At 43.0% G+C, this 19985-nt stretch carries 19 protein-coding genes, 1 other RNA gene and 1 other annotated feature; of the genes, 15 read left to right on the plus strand and 5 right to left on the minus strand.

Going from position 1 to position 19985, the window contains the following annotated elements:
* Positions 1 to 86: 86 nt before the first annotated feature.
* Positions 87 to 2297 carry a RelA/SpoT family protein gene (locus M1D84_RS06555; RefSeq protein WP_024427858.1) on the plus strand — a complete coding sequence of 737 codons (2211 nt, stop codon included), beginning with the start codon at positions 87 to 89 and terminating at the stop codon, positions 2295 to 2297.
* A gap of 18 nt (positions 2298 to 2315) precedes the next feature.
* Positions 2316 to 2759, plus strand: coding sequence for a D-aminoacyl-tRNA deacylase (gene dtd / locus M1D84_RS06560; RefSeq protein ID WP_024423131.1), 444 nt, complete (start codon positions 2316 to 2318; stop codon positions 2757 to 2759).
* Between the two features lie 97 nt (positions 2760 to 2856).
* On the opposite strand, the gene M1D84_RS06565 is transcribed toward dtd, so the two are convergent.
* A complete protein-coding gene (locus M1D84_RS06565) occupies positions 2857 to 4437 on the minus strand; it encodes an SH3 domain-containing protein (RefSeq protein WP_122631820.1) in 1581 nt (526 codons plus the stop codon).
* Between the two features lie 137 nt (positions 4438 to 4574).
* On the opposite strand from M1D84_RS06565, the gene M1D84_RS06570 reads away from it, so the two are divergent.
* From M1D84_RS06570 to M1D84_RS06590, 5 genes are all read left to right on the plus strand, one after another.
* On the plus strand, positions 4575 to 4745 hold the full coding sequence (locus M1D84_RS06570) for a YrzK family protein (RefSeq protein ID WP_003216250.1): 171 nt from the start codon (positions 4575 to 4577) through the stop codon (positions 4743 to 4745).
* A gap of 58 nt (positions 4746 to 4803) precedes the next feature.
* Positions 4804 to 5041 (plus strand) — a binding site (T-box leader).
* A 73-nt stretch (positions 5042 to 5114) separates the two neighbouring features.
* Complete coding sequence (gene hisS, locus M1D84_RS06575) at positions 5115 to 6389, plus strand: histidine--tRNA ligase (RefSeq protein WP_024423129.1); 1275 nt, start codon at positions 5115 to 5117, stop codon at positions 6387 to 6389.
* 18 nt (positions 6390 to 6407) lie between these two features.
* Positions 6408 to 8186 carry an aspartate--tRNA ligase gene (gene aspS / locus M1D84_RS06580; protein ID WP_024423128.1) on the plus strand — a complete coding sequence of 593 codons (1779 nt, stop codon included), beginning with the start codon at positions 6408 to 6410 and terminating at the stop codon, positions 8184 to 8186.
* Between the two features lie 77 nt (positions 8187 to 8263).
* Positions 8264 to 8444: non-coding RNA, 6S RNA (gene ssrS / locus M1D84_RS06585), on the plus strand.
* Positions 8445 to 8536: 92 nt separating this feature from the next.
* Positions 8537 to 9301, plus strand: a complete 765-nt coding sequence (locus M1D84_RS06590; protein WP_024423127.1) for a tRNA threonylcarbamoyladenosine dehydratase — start codon at positions 8537 to 8539, stop codon at positions 9299 to 9301.
* A 33-nt stretch (positions 9302 to 9334) separates the two neighbouring features.
* Here M1D84_RS06590 and M1D84_RS06595 read toward each other — a convergent pair whose 3' ends face one another.
* Entirely contained in the window at positions 9335 to 10600 is a 1266-nt protein-coding gene (locus M1D84_RS06595) for a replication-associated recombination protein A (protein ID WP_044331684.1), read from the minus strand.
* Between the two features lie 208 nt (positions 10601 to 10808).
* Between M1D84_RS06595 and cymR the strand changes: the two genes are divergently transcribed.
* The 8 genes from cymR (at position 10809) to M1D84_RS06635 (ending at position 17668) form a co-directional block, all read left to right on the plus strand.
* Positions 10809 to 11228, plus strand: coding sequence for a cysteine metabolism transcriptional regulator CymR (cymR, locus tag M1D84_RS06600; RefSeq protein WP_024423125.1), 420 nt, complete (start codon positions 10809 to 10811; stop codon positions 11226 to 11228).
* An 18-nt stretch (positions 11229 to 11246) separates the two neighbouring features.
* Entirely contained in the window at positions 11247 to 12389 is a 1143-nt protein-coding gene (locus M1D84_RS06605; RefSeq protein WP_024423124.1) for a cysteine desulfurase family protein, read from the plus strand.
* Positions 12390 to 12483: 94 nt separating this feature from the next.
* On the plus strand, positions 12484 to 13602 hold the full coding sequence (mnmA, locus tag M1D84_RS06610) for a tRNA 2-thiouridine(34) synthase MnmA (RefSeq protein WP_024423123.1): 1119 nt from the start codon (positions 12484 to 12486) through the stop codon (positions 13600 to 13602).
* A gap of 59 nt (positions 13603 to 13661) precedes the next feature.
* Entirely contained in the window at positions 13662 to 14315 is a 654-nt protein-coding gene (locus M1D84_RS06615) for a tetratricopeptide repeat protein (protein ID WP_056767976.1), read from the plus strand.
* 19 nt (positions 14316 to 14334) lie between these two features.
* Entirely contained in the window at positions 14335 to 16719 is a 2385-nt protein-coding gene (gene recD2 / locus M1D84_RS06620; protein ID WP_024423121.1) for an SF1B family DNA helicase RecD2, read from the plus strand.
* A 73-nt stretch (positions 16720 to 16792) separates the two neighbouring features.
* Positions 16793 to 17311 (plus strand): PRC-barrel domain-containing protein, encoded by a 519-nt coding sequence (locus M1D84_RS06625; RefSeq protein WP_051170124.1) that lies wholly within the window; start codon positions 16793 to 16795, stop codon positions 17309 to 17311.
* 13 nt (positions 17312 to 17324) lie between these two features.
* Positions 17325 to 17516, plus strand: coding sequence for a hypothetical protein (locus M1D84_RS06630; RefSeq protein ID WP_003216308.1), 192 nt, complete (start codon positions 17325 to 17327; stop codon positions 17514 to 17516).
* 20 nt (positions 17517 to 17536) lie between these two features.
* A complete protein-coding gene (locus M1D84_RS06635) occupies positions 17537 to 17668 on the plus strand; it encodes a YrzQ family protein (protein WP_003216198.1) in 132 nt (43 codons plus the stop codon).
* 101 nt (positions 17669 to 17769) lie between these two features.
* On the opposite strand, the gene M1D84_RS06640 is transcribed toward M1D84_RS06635, so the two are convergent.
* The 3 genes from M1D84_RS06640 to M1D84_RS06650 form a co-directional block, all read right to left on the minus strand.
* Entirely contained in the window at positions 17770 to 18420 is a 651-nt protein-coding gene (locus M1D84_RS06640) for an amino acid ABC transporter permease (protein ID WP_024423119.1), read from the minus strand.
* 15 nt (positions 18421 to 18435) lie between these two features.
* The gene (locus M1D84_RS06645) at positions 18436 to 19089 is read right to left on the minus strand and encodes an amino acid ABC transporter permease (protein ID WP_024423118.1); all 654 of its coding nucleotides are present in this window, start codon (positions 19087 to 19089) and stop codon (positions 18436 to 18438) included.
* A gap of 77 nt (positions 19090 to 19166) precedes the next feature.
* Positions 19167 to 19976 (minus strand): transporter substrate-binding domain-containing protein, encoded by an 810-nt coding sequence (locus M1D84_RS06650; RefSeq protein WP_103131897.1) that lies wholly within the window; start codon positions 19974 to 19976, stop codon positions 19167 to 19169.
* Positions 19977 to 19985 lie beyond the last annotated feature (9 nt).

A 19985-nucleotide genomic window follows, 5' to 3' on the forward strand; every position in this document is an offset into this window, starting at 1 on the left:
CTTTTAGCGGACTTCTTCTCTTTACATCTATCGAATTTTTCTTGATAATAAACTACAATACAGTTTTCATTTAAAAAGGTGATTCCATGGCGAACGAACAAGTTTTAACGGCGCAGCAGGTCATTGACAAGGCAAGAGAATACCTGTCCGCTGAACATATTCAATTTATAGAGCGAGCATATGAATATGCTGAAAATGCACACAAGGAGCAATACCGGAAATCTGGTGAGCCCTATATTATCCATCCAATTCAAGTGGCGGGTATTCTTGTTGACCTTGAAATGGACCCATCAACCATTGCAGGCGGTTTCCTGCACGATGTAGTTGAGGATACAGATGTGACATTACAGGATTTAAAAGAGCATTTTAACGAAGAAGTAGCAATGCTTGTTGATGGTGTCACAAAGCTCGGGAAGATTAAATATAAATCACAAGAAGAACAGCAGGCCGAAAACCATCGAAAAATGTTTGTTGCAATGGCGCAGGATATTCGCGTGATCTTGATTAAGCTGGCAGACCGTCTTCATAATATGAGAACGCTCAAACACCTTCCGCAGGAAAAGCAGCGGAGAATTTCAAATGAAACACTTGAAATCTTTGCACCGCTTGCGCACAGATTAGGGATTTCAAAGATTAAGTGGGAGCTTGAAGATACAGCACTCCGCTATTTAAATCCGCAGCAATATTACCGGATTGTGAATCTGATGAAGCGCAAACGAGCGGAACGTGAGGAATACTTGGACGAGGTTGTCAATGAAGTAAAAGACCGCGTGTCTGAGGTGAACATCAAGGCTGAATTTTCTGGCAGACCAAAACATATTTATAGCATTTATCGCAAAATGGTCTTGCAAAATAAGCAGTTTAATGAAATTTATGATCTGCTTGCCGTTCGTATTTTGGTCGACAGCATTAAAGACTGTTATGCGGTGCTCGGAATTATCCATACATGCTGGAAGCCGATGCCGGGCAGATTTAAGGATTATATTGCGATGCCAAAGCCGAACATGTACCAGTCTCTTCATACAACGGTGATTGGGCCAAAAGGTGATCCGCTTGAAGTTCAAATCCGTACAGTGGAAATGCATGAAATTGCAGAATACGGAATTGCGGCACACTGGGCATACAAAGAAGGCAAAGAGTCAGCAGAATCAACGGAAGAAGCGGTCTTCCAGAAGAAGCTCTCTTGGTTTAGAGAAATTCTTGAATTCCAAAATGAATCCACAGATGCAGAAGAATTTATGGAGTCGTTAAAGATCGATCTCTTCTCTGATATGGTGTTTGTGTTTACGCCAAAAGGAGACGTCATTGAACTGCCGTCGGGCTCAGTTCCGATTGATTTCTCTTACCGGATTCACTCGGAAATTGGGAATAAGACGATTGGTGCCAAGGTCAATGGCAAGATGGTCACACTCGATCACAAACTAAAAACAGGTGACATTATTGAAATTCTGACATCAAAGCACAGCTACGGGCCAAGTCAGGATTGGGTCAAGCTTGCCCAAACCTCCCAAGCGAAGCACAAGATCAGACAGTTTTTCAAAAAACAGCGCCGTGAAGAAAATGTCGAAAAAGGCCGAGAGCTCGTGGAAAAAGAAATCAAAAACCTTGAGTTTGACGTCAAAGACATTCTGACCGCTGAAAACCTGCAAAAAGTGGCTGACAAATTTAATTTTTCAAACGAAGAGGACATGTATGCAGCTGTTGGATATAACGGCATTACTGCACTACAGGTCGCCAATCGTTTAACGGAAAAAGAAAGAAAACAAAGAGACCAAGAAGAGCAAGAGAAAACCGTTCAAGAAGTGACGGTCGAACCAAAGACGTATCACGGGAAAAAACGGGAAGCTGGCGTTAGGGTCAAAGGGATTGATAACCTGCTTGTCCGCTTATCTAAGTGCTGTAATCCTGTTCCTGGTGATAGCATTGTCGGTTTTATTACGAAGGGCCGAGGTGTATCTGTTCACCGCGAGGACTGTCCGAACGTAAAGACAGGAGAAGCGCAGGAGCGGTTAATTCCGGTCGAGTGGGAGCATGAGCAGCCTGCTCAAAACCGTAAAGAATACAATGTGGAAATTGAAATATTAGGATATGATAGACGCGGCTTACTCAATGAGGTGCTTCAAGCAGTCAACGAAACCAAAACGAACATCTCCTCTGTTTCTGGGAAGTCTGATCGTAACAAAGTGGCGACGATCCATATGGCGATCTTTATCCAAAATATTAACCATTTGCACAAAGTGGTCGAACGCATTAAGCAAATCAAAGACATTTACTCTGTTCGCCGATTCATGAATTAGAAAGGAAGTATATCGTCTATGAGGCTTGTTGTGCAGCGTGTGACAAATGCATCTGTTAAGGTAGAAGAAGAGATCACAGGTGCCATAAGCGAAGGTTATATGGTGCTTGTTGGTGTCACACACGAAGATACAGAAGAAGATGTGCTCTACTTAGCTGAAAAGCTTGCACATTTACGTATTTTTGAAGATGAAAACGGGAAAATGAATCGTTCATTATTGGACATAAAAGGAAGCGTTCTGTCTGTATCTCAATTTACCCTTTATGGTGATACGAGAAAGGGCAGACGGCCGAATTTTATGAAAGCCGCCAAGCCGGATGCAGCCAATTCGCTTTACGAATGTTTCAATAAAACCCTTAGAGAAAAAGGCATCCATGTCGAAACTGGCCGTTTTGGTGCGATGATGGACGTGTCATTGACCAATTCAGGACCGGTCACGATCTTGATGGACAGCAAAGAATAGATTCTCTTTAGACTGTAGATGAACTCATGCGGGAGTTTGTTTAGAGTCTTTTTCTTTTGCGGTCAAACAAAAAAGAGGCGCAGAGGCCTCTTTCTTTTTAACGGAAATATTGTTTTAATCCTTCAGTCATTCCTTCTGTGACTCGTTCTTGGTAAGAGGCGCTATAAATGATCGCTTCCTCCTGTGGATTGCTTAAGTACCCGAGTTCATATAAAAGGGAAGGGCGTTTGTTTTCTCTTAAAACAAAGTAATCTCCGAATTTGACACCCTTATCAGGGATTTGAGAGCGTTTTGCGACTTCGGAATGAACGCTTGACGCTAACTGCTGATCTTTTGCTGCGTGATAATAATACGCTGTACTTCCTCTAACACTTTGGTCCATAAAACTATCATAATGAAGACTAATAAATGCATCTGCATTTCGGTAATGAGATGTCGCCACCCTTGATTGAAGGCTGATAAAGGTATCATCACTTCTTGTTAAATATACATTTGCACCAGAAGCCCTTAATTTGCCTGCCAGTAAATTGGCGGTTTTGATGGTGATGTTCTTTTCAAATGCACCGTCTGCGCCAATCGTGCCGCTGTCTTTTCCGCCATGACCAGGATCAAGAACAATCGTTTTTCCTTTTAAAGAACCAGTTCCAGACGATGAATCCTGCTGAGGCCTTGGCGCTTCGCTGCTATTTTTCTTCGTTTGAACGACCCAGCTCGCCACGTAGCCAGTTCCGCCGTTTGATAGTGTCACCTCGTACCAGTCACCTTGCGTCCGAACAATTTGATAGGCAGCTCCTTTTGTTGCTCTTTCTGCAATCCCAGCAGAGGTAGAAGCGCTTTTTCGAATGTTGGTGCCGTCATAGACAATGTATGCTTTTTGCTCAGAAGCCGAAGAGGATGAACTCTTTTCAGGTGCAGAGCCTGCTCCTTTGCCTGTGACAATGTAATAGCTTGCAACCCAGCCTTTTACGCCTTTCCCCTCAATTTCATACCAGCCGTTCTGCTCTCGCAAAATGGTGATCTGTGTGTTGCGGGCAAGTGAAGCGATGACTTGTGCATTTGGTGCGGCCGATTGCCTCACATTCAAGCTCGATACGCCAACTGTGCCTGTCTGGTTAGAGCGAGAGGACTCGCCGGAACTTGATTGAGAAGTTTTCTGCCCCCCTGAAACATAATCAGAGTGAACCCAGCCTTCTGCTTGTTTATACGAAATTTTCGTCCATTCGCCGCTTGTCTCGAGCTTTTTAGCGGTAGCGCCTTGCGGGAAAGTACCAATCACTTGATAGGAAGTCCCAGGGCCTGTCCGGATGCGAAGATCGGAAGCTGTCGATGTAATTGTACTGCCTCCAGCCGTGCTTTGACCTTGCGCCTTTGGCTTCGCGGATTTTTGAGCGCCGGATGATGTGGTAATCAGCCATGAGACGACCCAGCCTTTTTGTCCGTTTGATAATTGGATCTGCACCCATTCTCCTTGTTCTGTGAGAATAGGATAACTTTCGCCGCGTTTCACAACAGCTGCAATTCCATAGCTTAAACCAGGGCCCGTTCTCACATTGATTTCATCTGTTGCGACAACAGCTTGATCTGTTTGTGCTGTAGCATGTGTCATAGGCAAAGAACTCGCGATGAGAACAAAACAAGTAAGCAGCATCATCATTTGATTGTGTTTTTTCAGATTCAAAACGGTGTTTTCCCCTCCCTTGTAAAACCGATGAATGTTAATTCGTTATGTAGTGGATGAATTCCTTGCAGTTTCCCTAATAAAAATGAATCAATCTGTTTATACTAAATAAAAATGTGATAAAAGGATGTACAAACATGAGATTAAGCAGAAAATTAGGACGAGTGCAATATAATGGACATCGTGATATCGACCGCTGGCAGCACGACGAAATGGATCAGCCAGGCTTCCTTGAAGAGACCGCATCTGAATACGGATGTACGTCAAAAGAAGAGCTGGAAAAGAAAAAGAGGCACGGCAAGGGTTGACAGAGTGGCAGCACCGACCTTATTATAATATAAATCAACACACTTGAAAATTTAAAATGTGGAACTGATGATAGAGAATAGTAGGGTAAATTGCGTGAGCAGAGAGGACTCGCCTTAGGCTGAAAGCGAATCCGCATGGCATTTATCACGAAAGAACACTCTGTAGGTTTCCTGCTGAACGCTCTAAAAATGAGTCAATAGGCGGAGAACGTGAATCTGCGTTAAGGATTTGAGCGGGAACATGCTGATCATGTTCCAACTAGGGTGGCACCACGGGTATAACTCTCGTCCCTACTATACACATAGTAGAGGCGGGGGTTTTTTATATGTCCACATAAAAAATGAATGATGGTCGTAGGAGGACGAAAAATGAGTTTTAATATTCCAAGAGGCACACAGGATATTTTACCTGGAGAGTCAGAACGCTGGCAGTATGTTGAACAAATTGCGAGAGATACATGTGCAGCCTTTCAATACAAAGAAATCCGCACACCGATTTTTGAGCATACTGAGCTGTTTGCACGGGGAGTAGGCGAATCAACTGATATCGTTCAAAAAGAAATGTACACATTTGAAGACAAAAAAGGACGCAGCATCACACTTCGTCCAGAGGGAACAGCTTCAACTGTACGCTCTTATGTTGAAAATAAATTGTTCGCACAGCCGGCTCAGCCAACAAAGCTTTATTACATCGGACCAATGTTCCGCTATGAACGTCCGCAAACCGGAAGATATCGTCAATTTTATCAATTTGGAATCGAAGCGATTGGTTCCAAGGATCCTGCTATTGATGCAGAGGTCATTTCGCTTGCGATGAGTGTGTATGAGAAAGCAGGCCTTTCTAACTTAAAGCTCGTCATTAACAGCCTTGGTGACAAAGAGAGCCGTGCAGACTACCGCACAGCACTGGTCAAGCACTTTGAACCAAGAATTGAGGAATTCTGTCACGACTGTCAAACTCGTTTACATCAAAATCCGCTGCGTATTCTTGATTGTAAAAAGGATCGTGATCATGAACTGATGACAACCGCTCCATCCATTCAAGATTATTTAAATGAAGAATCACGGACGTATTTTGAAAAGGTCAAACAATACTTATCAGATATAGGCATTGAGTATGTCGTCGATCCAAATTTAGTACGCGGTCTTGATTACTACAATCACACAGCATTTGAGATCATGAGTAATGCAGAAGGCTTTGGTGCGATTACAACATTAGCTGGCGGCGGCCGTTATGATGGACTCGTTGAAGGAATTGGCGGTCCTGAATCACCAGGGATTGGATTTGCGATGAGTATTGAACGTTTCTTATCTGCGATCGATGCTGAAGGAATTGAGCTTCCTCTCCAGGATGGTATTGATCTATACATTGCTGCTCTCGGAGATGAAGCGAAGGATTATTCTGTTTCATTATTAAACCGTCTGAGAAAAGAAGGTATCTCAAGTGAAATGGACTACACAGGGAAGAAACTAAAAGGACAATTTAAAGCGGCTGATCGATTAAAAGCCAAATTTATTGCAGTTCTTGGTGAAGATGAGCTAGCGCAGCAAATTGTGAATGTGAAAGATACGACAACGGGTGAACAAATTGAAGTGAAGCTTGATGAGCTGATTCAAATGTTGAAGGCCCACCAGAAAGCGTAAAGAAGGAGTGGAATGTTTGTGTTTGGTAGAACTTTTTATTGTGGAGAAGTAACAGAAGACCAAATTGGTCAGTCAGTTGTATTAAAAGGATGGGTTCAAAAAAGGCGTGACCTAGGCGGATTAATCTTTATTGATTTGCGCGACCGTACAGGGATTGTACAAGTTGTCTTCAATCCAGACTTATCAAAAGAGGCGCTTGAGACAGCAGAATCAATCCGTAATGAATATGTCCTTGATATTAAAGGAACGGTTGTCGCAAGAGAAGAAGCAACGATCAATCCAAATTTAAAAACGGGCAAAATTGAAATTCAAGTCGAAACGGTTACCGTTTTAAATGAAGCGAAGACTCCTCCATTTGTGATTTCAGATCAAGCAGACGAGGTATCAGAAGATGTTCGTTTAAAATATCGTTACCTGGATCTTCGCCGCCCTGCAATGTTTGAAACAATGAAAATGCGACATGAAGTCACAAAAGCATTCCGCCATTTCTTAGACGACAACGGCTTTCTAGACATTGAAACACCAATTTTAACAAAAAGTACGCCAGAAGGTGCGCGTGACTATCTTGTTCCAAGCCGTGTACACGAGGGAGAATTTTATGCACTGCCTCAGTCTCCGCAATTATTTAAACAATTGCTGATGGTTTCTGGGATGGACCGTTATTATCAAATTGCCCGCTGCTTTAGAGATGAAGACTTGCGTGCTGACCGTCAGCCGGAATTTACACAAGTCGATATTGAAATGTCCTTCATGAGTCAAGAGGACATCATGACGCTTGCTGAAGAGATGATGGCGAAGGTGATGAAAGATGTCAAAGGCGTAGACCTTACATTGCCATTACCTCGTATGACATACGATGAAGCGATGAATTCTTATGGATCTGATAAGCCGGATACACGTTTTGAGATGAAGCTGGTGAACATTTCAGATACGGTAAAAGACTCCGATTTCAAAGTGTTTAGCGGAGCTGTGAAAAATGGTGGAGCTGTGAAAGCCATCAATGTAAAAGGGGCTGCAGCGAACTACTCAAGAAAAGACATTGATGCACTTGGTGCATTTGCAGCGAACTACGGTGCAAAAGGTCTAGCTTGGCTAAAAGCAGAAGGGACTGAATTAAAAGGTCCGATCGCTAAATTCTTTGATGAAGCAAAGCAAGCTGAATTAAAGGAACAGCTGCAAGTTGAAGAAGGCGACCTTTTACTCTTTGTTGCAGATAAGACGTCTGTTGTCCATGATGCGCTTGGTGCACTTCGCTTAAAACTTGGTAAAGAGCTTGAACTGATTGATGAGTCTGTATTCAATTTCTTATGGGTTGTCGATTGGCCGCTGCTTGAAAAAGATGAAGAAGAAGGCCGCTTCTATGCTGCCCATCATCCATTCACAATGCCGGTTCGCGATGATCTTGAATTAATTGAAACAAGCCCGGAAGACATGAAGGCTCAGGCTTACGATCTTGTCCTGAATGGCTACGAGCTTGGCGGAGGTTCTATTCGTATTTTTGAAAAGGACATTCAAGAAAAGATGTTTGGCTTACTTGGTTTTTCAAAAGAAGAAGCTTACGAACAATTTGGCTTCCTGCTGGATGCGTTTGAGCATGGTGTTCCTCCGCATGGCGGAATCGCGCTTGGGCTTGACCGTTTAGTGATGCTGCTTGCAGGCCGCTCTAACTTAAGAGATACGATTGCATTCCCTAAAACGGCAAGTGCGAGCTGCGTTCTTACAGATGCCCCTGGCCATGTAAGCGAGGCGCAGCTTGATGAGCTGAGTTTAGCGATTAAAACAAAAGTAAAACAGTAAAATAGGCGCATGTTTATAGGTATGTAAACGCTTGAAAAAGAAATATGCCTATGATATGCTTTCATCAATCAATAAATAAAGTCCTGATACGTACGGTGGTTACCTAGTTTTGACCGAACATTTTTTTATACGGGAGCTTGCCTTTCCTTTCTGCATAAATGCCTCTTTAGAGGACTTATAAAGTCAGGAAGAAAGCACCCACCTGCATGGTGCGGGGTTCAAAACGAAGGAAATGCTGGCGGCGTCATCGGGACTTTTTTGTGTTTTTTTCTTTTAGAGAAGGATGACGGAGAAGTCTGAATATGATATGATTCTTTCGATTCATTTTAAATAAAGGTGGAGTGAGGCACTTGTTACATCAGTTTTCAAGAAACGAGCTTGCCATTGGCAAGGAAGGCTTAAATATACTAAAAAACAGTACAGTTGCAGTGCTTGGTGTGGGCGGCGTTGGTTCATTCGCAGTAGAGGCACTCGCGCGTTCAGGCGTTGGCCGTATTGTTCTTGTTGATAAAGATGATATTGATATTACAAATGTAAACCGTCAGCTTCCAGCATTGCTATCAACAGTTGGCCAGCCAAAGGTTGACTTAATGCAGGCGAGAATCGCTGATATTAATCCAGAATGTGAAGTTGTTGCCCTGAAGATGTTTTATACAGAGGAAACATACGAGCAATTTTTTGAGTATCCGCTTGATTATGTCATTGATGCCTCAGATACCATTCACTATAAAATTCATTTAATGAAAGAGTGTCTGAAACGAGGTGTGAACATCATTTCAAGTATGGGAGCTGCGAACAAAACAGATCCGACACGCTTCAAAATTGATGATATTTCAAAAACACATACTGATCCTATTGCAAAAGTTGTGAGAACACGTTTGCGTAAGGAAGGGATTCGTAAAGGAATTGAAGTCATTTTCTCTGATGAAAGTCCAATTGTCATTCGCGAAGATGTCAGAAAAGAAGTTGGAAATGATGAAGCGAAGATTCGCAAGGCGCAAATGCCGCCATCATCTAATGCGTTCGTTCCGTCTGTTGCCGGACTAATCATGGGTGGTCATGTCATTATGAAGCTTTTAAAAGATATTCCAATTACACGTGTGAAGGATAAATAAACAGCCCGCCTGCTAACATGCAGGGGGCTTTTTTTATTTCTGGCGTTTTAAATTTTCATAGACCTGTTTCAATGCACCTTCAAATTTTCCGGTTTGTTTCGGTACATAGTATTGCTTGTTTTTCAGCGGATCAGGTAAATATTGCTGTTTCACCCAGCCATTTTCGTAATCATGTGGGTATAAGTAATCGACGCCTCTTCCGAGTGCTGTGGCGCCTTTGTAGTGAGCATCTTTTAAATGAACTGGAACTTCTCCAATTTTCCCTGTACGAATGTCACCAAGTGCCGCATCAATCGCCTTATATGCCGAATTAGACTTAGGAGAAAGACACAGCTCAATCACTGCGTTCGCCAGCGGAATTCGTGCTTCTGGGAAACCGATTCTTTCTGCTGTTTGCACTGCGCTTAACACGCGGGGGCCTGCCTGCGGACTGGCTAAGCCAATGTCCTCGTAAGCCATCACGAGTAATCTTCTTGAAATGCTTTCAAGGTCTCCTGCTTCGATCAGTCTGGCAAGGTAATGCAGCGCCGCATCTGTATCAGATCCCCTAATGGATTTTTGAAAAGCCGAGAGGACATCATAATGAGCATCACCATTCTTGTCATGTGAGAAGCTCTTTTTTTGTAAGCATTCTTCTGCTGCGGCAAGAGTAATTGTGATATGCCCTGTCTCATCAGCTTTTGTCGATAAGACAGCGAGCTCGAGTGCATTTAAAGCAGAACGCACGTCTCCTCCGCATCCATTGGCAAAATGATTCATCGCTTCATCGTCCACTGTCACCTCATAGCCGCCAAGCCCGCGATGCTCATCCTGTAAGGCTCTTGTTAACGCAGCTTTGATTTGCTCTGTTTCAAGCGGCTTCAGCTCGAATATTTGTGTCCGGCTTCGAATGGCAGGATTGATCGCATGATAGGGATTAGCCGTTGTTGCCCCAATTAAAATGATCATGCCATTTTCTAAATAAGGAAGAAGAAAATCCTGCTTTCCTTTATCAAGCCGGTGGACTTCGTCTAAAATAAGGATCACCTGGCCGCTCATTTTCGCTTCAGCGGCAACAGCTTCCATATCCTTTTTGTTATGAATGACCGCATTCAGCGTTCGAAAAGCAATGCTTGTACTGCCAGCAATCGCGGTTGCAATCGATGTTTTGCCGATGCCCGGCGGTCCATATAAAATCATCGAGGATAAATGTTTTGCCTCGACCATTCGCCTAATAATTTGACCTTCTCCAACAAGATGCTCCTGCCCAATAATGTCTTCAATATGACTTGGGCGCATCCGGTACGCTAAAGGTTTCATAATTATCTCTCCTATAGCAATGTCTTGTTTGTATAGAGTACCGAAATTTCTTCAAATAGAAAAGGGATTCGTCCTTCTATCATGCTCAGAACCCGTAAATGAAAGTTGGCTGAAAGTATGATATAATTGCTTTTGGTCTATATATCAGCGTATATGAAATCAGAAAAATAATTGATGACATAGAATAGAAAACGCAGAGGTGTTTAACTTGAAAATATCAACTAAAGGCAGATATGGTCTGACGATCATGATCGAATTAGCCAAAAAACATGGCGAAGGCCCTACATCATTAAAATCAATCGCTCAAAACAATGATTTGTCTGAGCATTATTTAGAGCAGCTTGTATCACCACTCCGCAATGCCCGTCTTGTAAAAAGTATCCGCGGAGCGTATGGCGGCTATGTTCTTGCACATGAGCCAAACGAGATCACAGCAGGTGATATTATTCGTGTATTAGAAGGACCCATTAGTCCTGTTGAAGTCATCGAAAACGAAGAACCAGCAAAGCGTGAACTATGGATTCGTATTCGTGATGCAGTAAAAGACGTACTAGACAATACAACTCTTGAAGACTTGGCAAGCTACACAGATGACGGGGATCAAGACTCGTATATGTTCTATATTTAGATCAGAGGTGTACCGGAAATGGAACGAATCTATTTAGATCATGCGGCCACAACGCCGATGGATCAGCGTATTGTGGACAAGATGATGCCGTACTTTACAGAGATATTTGGCAATCCCTCTAGTATTCATTCATATGGGCGCGAGGCAAGAAAGTGGCTCGATGAAGCAAGAGAAGTCATTGCAGGAGAATTACACTGTAAACCGCAGGAGATCATCCTCACAAGCGGTGGAACCGAGGCGGACAACCTGGCAATTACAGGTGTTGCCATGGCAAGACAGCATGAAGGAAAACATATCATCACAGTGAAAACAGAGCATCATGCGGTGCTGCATACATGTGAACGCCTAGAAAAACTAGGATTTGAAGTGACATATTTAGATGTGGACGAAACAGGATTGATTCATCTTGATCAATTAAAACAAGCATTGAGAGATGATACGGTTCTTGTGACCGTCATGTACGGCAATAATGAAACAGGTGTGATTCAGCCAATCAAAGCCATTGGCGAACTTCTGCGTGATCACACGGCTCATTTTCATACAGACGCAGTGCAGGCGTTTGGCACAGTGCCTATTGATGCAGCAGATCTCCATATTGATCTTTTATCTGCTTCTGGCCATAAGCTGAATGGTCCGATGGGAACAGGTTTTTTATATGTAAACGAAGGCGTGAAGCTTTCTCCGCAAATATTCGGAGGCGAACAAGAAAGAAAGCGCCGTGCTGGCACTGAAAATGTGGCAGGAATTGTTGGGCTTGCAGAAGCTGTTCAATTAACGAAGCAAAATAGAAGAGAAAAAGCGATGCATTATGGTAAGCTCAAAGAAACCATGCTGCAAGTATTCGAAGAGGAATCTCTCAATTTCTCTATCAATGGACATCCGAAAGAGACATTGCCGCACATTTTAAATGTTCATTTCCCGGGCGTCTCCATTGAATCGCTGCTTGTGAATTTAGATATGGAAGGAATTGCTGTTTCAAGCGGATCGGCATGTACGGCTGGATCTGTCCTTCCTTCGCACGTGTTAAGTGCCATGTATGGCGAAGAAGCAAAAGAGCTGACGTCCTCAGTCAGAATAAGCTTCGGTCTTGGGAATGAAGAGGATCATGTGAAGCAGGCGGCACGTAAGATAGCGGCTGTTGTCAAACGCCTGGCCAAATAAATGCTTCCTTTTGTTCGTGTGTGAAAAATGAAACAGCGAAGCACCTGAAGAACGAAACGCGCATGTTGTTTCATTGAAATTGGAGTTGATGAAGATGACAAAAAGACCAGAAGATACAAGAGTTGTGGTCGGTATGTCCGGAGGAGTCGATTCATCAGTTGCCGCTCTTATGTTAAAGGAGCAAGGCTATGATGTCATCGGCATATTTATGAAAAACTGGGATGACACTGATGAAAATGGTGTTTGCACAGCAACGGAAGACTATGAGGATGTCATCCGCGTATGTAACCAAATTGGAATCCCTTATTATGCAGTGAATTTCGAGAAGCAATATTGGGACAAAGTGTTTCAATATTTTCTTGATGAATATAAAGCGGGCAGAACGCCAAACCCAGATGTCATGTGTAACAAAGAAATTAAGTTCAAGGCATTCCTTGAGCATGCACTTTCACTTGGTGCGGATTACTTGGCAACAGGACACTATGCCCGTGTTGACAGAACAGGCGATGAAGTCAAAATGCTGCGAGGTCTTGATGCAAACAAAGACCAAACGTATTTCTTAAATCAGCTGACTCAGGAACAACTTGATAAAGTCATGTTCCCAATCGGTGATTTAGAGAAAAAAAGGGTTCGTGAATTAGCTAAAGAAGCAGAGCTCGCAACAGCAGCGAAAAAAGATTCAACAGGTATCTGCTTTATCGGAGAAAGAAACTTTAAAACGTTCCTTAGTCAATATTTGCCTGCACAGCCTGGTGTGATGCAGACAATGGACGGAGAAGTAAAAGGGGAGCACGATGGACTGATGTATTACACGATCGGTCAGCGCCAAGGACTTGGCATTGGCGGCAGCGGTGATCCTTGGTTTGTCGTTGGAAAAGACTTGGAGAAAAACATCTTGTTTGTTGAACAAGGCTTCCACAATCCACTTTTATACTCTGAAAGCATTTCAGCCGTTAATATCAGCTGGACTCGTCCTCATATTGTCGGAGAAAACGGTGAATTAACCTGCACAGCAAAATTCAGATACCGTCAAGAAGATCACCATGTGAAGGTCAAAATGACAGGTGAGCAAGAAGCGATGGTTATCTTTGATGAACCTGTTCGTGCTGTTACCCCGGGACAAGCGGTTGTTTTTTATGATGGCGACGAATGTCTTGGCGGCGGTACAATTGACGATGTCTTCAAAGATGGTCAAAAGCTGTCGTATGTGTAGCATGTTTCAAAACCTCAACGTCGCTGTTGAGGTTTTTTAATGAAAGGATGAGAGAGCGAATGAATCATAACGAAATCGGCATAGAAGCCTTGAATCAAGGGAATATCGAAAAAGCAGCTGAAGCTTTTACAAAAGCGATCGAAAAAAGCCCGAAGGACCCGGTTCCATATATTAACTTTGCGAACTTACTTTCAAGTATCAATGAATTTGAACGTGCTTTAAACTTTTTTCAAAAAGCTATTGAACTTGATCATACCGCAGCTGCAGCCTATTACGGGGCAGGAAATGTGTATACATTAAAAGAAGACTTTATGAAAGCGAAAGACTACTTTGAACAAGCACTAAAAGCGGGCATGGAAAATAGTGATTTGTTTTATATGCTCGGGCAGACGCTCATCAAATTAGAGCAGCCAAAGCTTGCGATGCCGTATCTTCAGCGTGCCGTTGAACTAAACGAAGAGGATAATGAAGCAAGGTTTCAATTTGGCATGTGTTTAGCCAATGAACACATGCTGGAGGAAGCGGTGACAACTTTTACTGAAGTCATTACGCGTGATCCGCAGCATGCAGATGCCTTTTATAATTTAGGGGTTGCGTATGCGTACTTAGAGAAAAAAGACGAAGCACTTGAGATGCTTGGTAAAGCCATTGACGTGCAGCCTGACCATATGCTGGCACTACATGCGCAAAAGCTGATTCAAGAGGCAGAATAGATGGAAGGAGGGAAGACCTGTGCAGGAACATCCAGATCAAATGAAGCTTGAGGACGAACCGTTTTTAAAGGGGACCATTCAAGCCGTTATTTTCCATAATGAAAGTAATTTATACTCGGTGTTAAAGGTGAAAGTCATTGAAACATCGGAAAACTTAGAGGAAAAAACAGCATCTGTCACAGGCTACTTCCCAGCACTTCATGAGGAGGAAACCTACACCTTTTATGGCAAAGTGACAAGCCATCCGAAATTTGGTGAACAGTTTCAGGCGACTCATTTTCAAAAGGAAGTGCCGACAACGAAGCAAGGAATCATACATTATCTCTCAAGTGATTTATTTGAGGGGATAGGGAAAAAGACCGCTGAAGAAATCGTGGGGCAGCTTGGCAATCAGACGCTTCATAAGATTATGCGTGACCCAGCTGTTTTGTATGATGTACCGCGCTTATCAAAAAAGAAGGCGGATAAGCTTGCCGCAGCGCTTCAGGAGCATCAAGGGCTGGAACAAATCATGATCAGCCTGAATCAGTATGGCTTTGGTCCGCAGCTCAGCATGAAGATTTACCAAGTATACGAGAGTGAAACGCTGCAGAAAATCGAGGAAAATCCCTATCAGCTCGTTAAGGATGTTGAGGGAATCGGATTTATTAAGGCGGATGAGCTTGGGGCTAGAACAGGCATCTCAGGAAATGACCCAGAACGGATTCGCGCCGCCTTGCTATATACAGTGGAGACAGCCAGTCTACAGGACGGTCATACGTACATACAAACGAAAGATTTGATCGTCGAAACCCGCAAGCTGCTCAACCAAACCGGCAATGATTACAAAGTGACTGAAATGGATGTTGCCAATCAGATCATTGCACTTGGCGAAGGAAAAGAAATGATCATTGAAGATGACCGCTGCTATCATCCATCCTTATTTTATGCGGAGCAAAGTGTCGCCAAACGCATTCAAAAAATCGTCTCCCAAACAGAATATGCAGATCAATTTCCTGAATCAGAATTCCTGCTGGCACTTGGCGAGTTGGAGGAGCGGTTAGGCGTCCAATATGCACCGACACAAAAGGAAGCGATTCAAAAGGCACTCATGTCCCCGATGCTGCTTTTAACAGGCGGGCCTGGAACAGGGAAGACGACGGTCATTAAAGGAATTGTCGAGCTTTACAGTGATCTTCACGGTGTTTCTCTTGATCCGAGTGATTATAAAAAAGATGAATCCTTCCCATTTGTGCTTGCGGCACCAACTGGACGGGCGGCTAAACGGATGACAGAATCAACAGGGCTTCCAGCTGTGACCATTCACCGGCTGCTAGGCTGGAATGGTTCGGAGGGCTTCTCTCATGATGAGGAACAGCCGATTGAAGGAAAGCTTGTCATTATTGATGAATCAAGTATGCTGGATATTTGGCTGGCGAATCATTTATTTAAAGCGATTCCTGATCATATCCAAGTGATTATGGTAGGGGATGAACATCAGCTGCCATCTGTCGGACCAGGCCAAGTTTTACGGGATTTGCTTGCCTCAAAAGCCGTGCCGGCTGTTACCCTGACAGATATTTACCGGCAGGCAGACGGCTCAACCATTGTTGAACTTGCACATGATATGAAAAATGGTGTGCTGCCAAAGGATATCACTGCACGCTCAAAGGATCGGTCCTTCATTCAGTGTTCAGCTGATCAAATGAAAGAAGTCATTGAGAAAGTTGTCAGCAATGCTGCTCAAAAAGGGTTTTCGGCAAAGGATATTCAAGTGCTGGCACCGATGTATAAAGGAAAAGCAGGCATCAATGAGCTCAATAAAATGCTGCAGCACATTTTGAATCCTAAAAAACCAAAGGGAAGGGAAATCCCGTTTGGTGATGTGGTGTACCGGACAGGTGATAAGGTGCTTCAGCTTGTGAATCAGCCGGAGAACAACATTTTTAACGGCGATATCGGTGAAATTGTCTCGATTTTTTATGCAAAAGAAAATACAGAAAAAGAAGACATGGCTGTGATCTCTTTTGATGGAAATGAAATCACCTTTACAAAAAAAGATTTTCATCAATTTACACATGCTTATTGCTGCTCTATTCACAAATCACAAGGAAGTGAATTCCCGATTGTTGTGCTGCCAGTCGTCAGGAGCTACTACCGAATGCTTCGGCGGAATCTACTGTACACAGCCATTACACGCAGTAAAAAGTTTTTAATACTGTGCGGCGAGGAATCAGCGCTGGAGTGGGGCGTGAAAAACAATGAGGATTCCCTCAGACAAACGTCCTTAACGATGCGGCTAGTGCAAACCGAACAAATTATGGATGCAGAACTTGAAGCACTCCAAAAAGAGCTTCCGTTTAGCGTACATGACGCAAATATTGGCATGGAGGGAATCACTCCATTTGATTTTATGCATGAGTAGAAGGCTTCCATATGGAAGCCTTTTAGCGTGAAAAGAGTTTCTCCCATTCCGTTCATGGAAGCCATTTCTTCGTATGAGTCATGAAGCAAACGCACACGATAAGACTGTTCCGCAAAAGGTGGTTGAGCACATTTTGAGAACATGCCGAGAACTTGAAGGAATGACGATCTATACAGATGAGCTGTCCCAATCGCTTGGTTCCATAAAAGATATTTGCTTTTTAGCCGGAGGCAGCTGCGGAGGATATGTGTTAGAGGGGAAAAAGAAAGACTGTGCACTCGTTCCATTTTCTGCTTTTGATCAGCTGACAGACAAAGGTTTGTATGTGAGCTGCCAGGAGGGAGTGGGCATGGATTCCTCTGCTCCATTCTTGTTATTTTCGAAATTAAAAAAGAAAATGTTGCAGTCGCCTGATGGTGAAAATTTAGGCATTTTGGAAGATGTATACTTTTGCTCAAATTCGGGCACAATCGTAGCATATGAACTCTCGGACGGCTTCTTTACAGAGCTATCAGGGATTCGGAAACAGCTGCAGGCTGCCGGAACCTTGATGAACGTTCAAAAGGAAGCACTGGTTCTAAACCGAACGTAAAGAGGTGCTGATTATGCTCATTTGCCCAAATTGCAAATGTAAAGACATCGGAAAAATTGGGGTCAATCAATATTATTGCTGGGGCTGTTTTATTGAATTGACGCTGTCAAAAGGCAAAATATCTACACACCAAGTGGAGGAAGATGGGACACTAAGCAGCTTAGATGATCTGTTTAGTGACGATGAACGTTCAATTCAACTATAAGTGTTAAGGGGGAATTTCGAATGGGCAAAATGACTTCTTCACTATTAACGCTTGGTGCAGGTGCACTCGCATATCATTTTGCAAGCCGATATGATATGCCATCAAAGCGGGATATGAAAAAGCTAAGAAAACGTGTTATGAGAATGATGTAAACAAAAAGGGCTAAAATGATCTTCATTTTAGCCCTTTGTTTTTTTCAGCGTGATAGCCAACCGGTCTATACGCTGGCATTCGCCAAGAGCGGATGTTCTTTTTATGCCTGCCTGTATTCTAATCGTCTTGCAAGAATGGATAAGCTGAAATTGACGACAAAATACATCATAGCTGCCAATAGGAAAATCGGCAGTAAATAGGATTGGCTTTGACCGTTTAATATTTGAGCGTGATGCAATAATTCTGGAAGCGCAATGACAACGGCAAGCGACGTATCTTTTAAAAGAGATATGAATTGACTGACAATTGGCGGCACCATTCTGCGCAGGGCCTGCGGCATAATAATCATTTTCAATGTTTGAATATAGGTTAAACCAGAAGACCTGGCTGCTTCGATCTGGCCCTTATCAATTGATTTAAGGCCGCTCCGAATAATTTCTGACAGCATCGCGGATTCAAACACAGTTAAAGCCGCAATGGCAGAGGCTGTGATGCTTAGCTTGATGCCGATTTCAGGCAATGCAAAATACGTGAAAAAGATGATCAGTAAAAGTGGCAGGTTCCGAATGGTTTCTACAACTACCGCAAGCACCTTCGATAAAATCGGTATTTGAGCGAACCGTAATGTGCCAACGACTAATCCAATGATAAAGCTCAAAATGATGGAGATAAAAGCCACTTTTAAGGTGACAGCAAATCCTTCAAGTAAAAAGGCGAGATGATCAGGTTGGTAGGCACCTATAAAATCCATGATGTTTCCTCCTTTCTAGTGGCTTCTTGCTAATCTTCTTTCTAAATAACCAACACCTAAACTGAGCGGAATGGTTAATAGCAGATAGAACATCGCAACAAAGATGTAGACATCAAACGTCACAAATGTTCTAGACGCAATAAGGTCTCCTTGATACATGAGATCAAACCCTGCAATGACACCTAAAATCGAGGAGTTTTTGACAAGGTTAATAAATTGATTCCCAAGAGGGGGAATGACGATTTTAATCGCCTGCGGCAAAATGATATACCGCATCGTCCCGCCATATGACAGACCTGAGGCGCGGGCTGCTTCCATTTGTCCGAGCGGTACAGCTTGTATCCCTGCACGAATGGCTTCAGCAATAAAGGCAGACGTATAAATGGCAAGAGCAATCGTACCAGCAGTAAAGCCATCTGCTACAATACCCAGCACCGGTAAACCAAAGAAGAAAACAAAGGTGATCAATAATAACGGAATATTCCGAATAAATTCAACATAAGCCGTTCCGAACCAGTTGAGCGGCCTAAATGGCGCAATTCTCATAATGGCAATGAGTGTACCGATCAAAAAGCTTCCAATCAGAGCAATGACACTTGCACCAATGGTATATTTAAAGCCTTCTAAATAAAGATGAACATTTTCAGTGAGAATGGAAAACCGCAGCAATCAGTTCACTTCCTTCCTGATTAACAGGGGAGCCTTTGAGCGGCTCACCTGAGGCATTGATCTTGACGAAACAAATGTTATTCTTTGATCCATTTTTTAAGAATTTTGTCATACTCTCCATTGTCTTTTAACGTTTTTAAAGCTTTATTGATCGCATCTGTTAATTCTTGATCCCCTTTCTTCACAGCAATGCCATAAGGCTCATCTGTAAAGGTGCCGCCGACGACTTCGTAATTTGAATCCTCATCTGCCATACCAAATAAGATCGCATTATCAGTTGTCAGCACTTGCCCTTGATTTGATTTTAAAGCTGTAAAAGCCTCTTGATAGTTCTCAAATTCTAATACGGATACTTCAGGTGCTTTCTCACGGATATTTTGAGAAGAAGTAGATCCTTTCACGGCCAGCACCTTCGTTCCTTTTTTAAGATCATCAATGGATTGAATGTCGCTTCCTTTTTTCACAAGCAGTGATTGTCCTGCTTCAAAGTAAACATCTGAGAAATTGACTTCTTTTTTACGCTCTTCTGTAATTGTCATGGTCGCAACAATCGCATGGATATCCCCTTTTTGAAGCAAAGGAATTCTTGTTTTAGATGTCACTTCCTTAAATTCTGCTTTTCCTTCATCGCCGAGTATTTCCTTTGTGATGGCTTTTGCAATGTCAATATCAAATCCTTCAATATCACCGCTGCTCGGATTTTTTAGACCGAATAAACGTGTGTCATTTTTTACACCGAAAATGATTTTTTTGTCTTTCTTAATGGCTTCTAAAGAACTTCCTTGTTTCGCATCAGTTGAGCCTTTTTCAGTAGATCCACAAGCAGCCAAAGCGGCGATGCAGCAAGTCATAAAGAGCAGCAGGCCAAAGCGTTTCATTTTTTTCATCAAACCATT

The organism is Bacillus sp. PK5-006, assembly GCF_054161415.1.

Bases quoted from the DNA above. Each gene is read 5' to 3' on its own strand.
- M1D84_RS06605 (WP_024423124.1), top strand. From the start codon at position 11,247: ATGGAACGAATCTATTTAGATCATGCGGCCACAACGCCGATGGATCAG.
- hisS (WP_024423129.1), top strand. From the start codon at position 5,115: ATGAGTTTTAATATTCCAAGAGGCACACAGGATATTTTACCTGGAGAG.
- dtd (WP_024423131.1), top strand. From the start codon at position 2,316: ATGAGGCTTGTTGTGCAGCGTGTGACAAATGCATCTGTTAAGGTAGAA.
- M1D84_RS06570 (WP_003216250.1), top strand. From the start codon at position 4,575: ATGAGATTAAGCAGAAAATTAGGACGAGTGCAATATAATGGACATCGT.
- M1D84_RS06640 (WP_024423119.1), bottom strand. From the start codon at position 18,420: ATGGATTTTATAGGTGCCTACCAACCTGATCATCTCGCCTTTTTACTT.
- M1D84_RS06650 (WP_103131897.1), bottom strand. From the start codon at position 19,976: ATGAAAAAAATGAAACGCTTTGGCCTGCTGCTCTTTATGACTTGCTGC.
- M1D84_RS06635 (WP_003216198.1), top strand. From the start codon at position 17,537: ATGGGCAAAATGACTTCTTCACTATTAACGCTTGGTGCAGGTGCACTC.
- M1D84_RS06615 (WP_056767976.1), top strand. From the start codon at position 13,662: ATGAATCATAACGAAATCGGCATAGAAGCCTTGAATCAAGGGAATATC.
- M1D84_RS06625 (WP_051170124.1), top strand. From the start codon at position 16,793: ATGAGTCATGAAGCAAACGCACACGATAAGACTGTTCCGCAAAAGGTG.
- M1D84_RS06595 (WP_044331684.1), bottom strand. From the start codon at position 10,600: ATGAAACCTTTAGCGTACCGGATGCGCCCAAGTCATATTGAAGACATT.
- M1D84_RS06630 (WP_003216308.1), top strand. From the start codon at position 17,325: ATGCTCATTTGCCCAAATTGCAAATGTAAAGACATCGGAAAAATTGGG.
- mnmA (WP_024423123.1), top strand. From the start codon at position 12,484: ATGACAAAAAGACCAGAAGATACAAGAGTTGTGGTCGGTATGTCCGGA.
- M1D84_RS06555 (WP_024427858.1), top strand. From the start codon at position 87: ATGGCGAACGAACAAGTTTTAACGGCGCAGCAGGTCATTGACAAGGCA.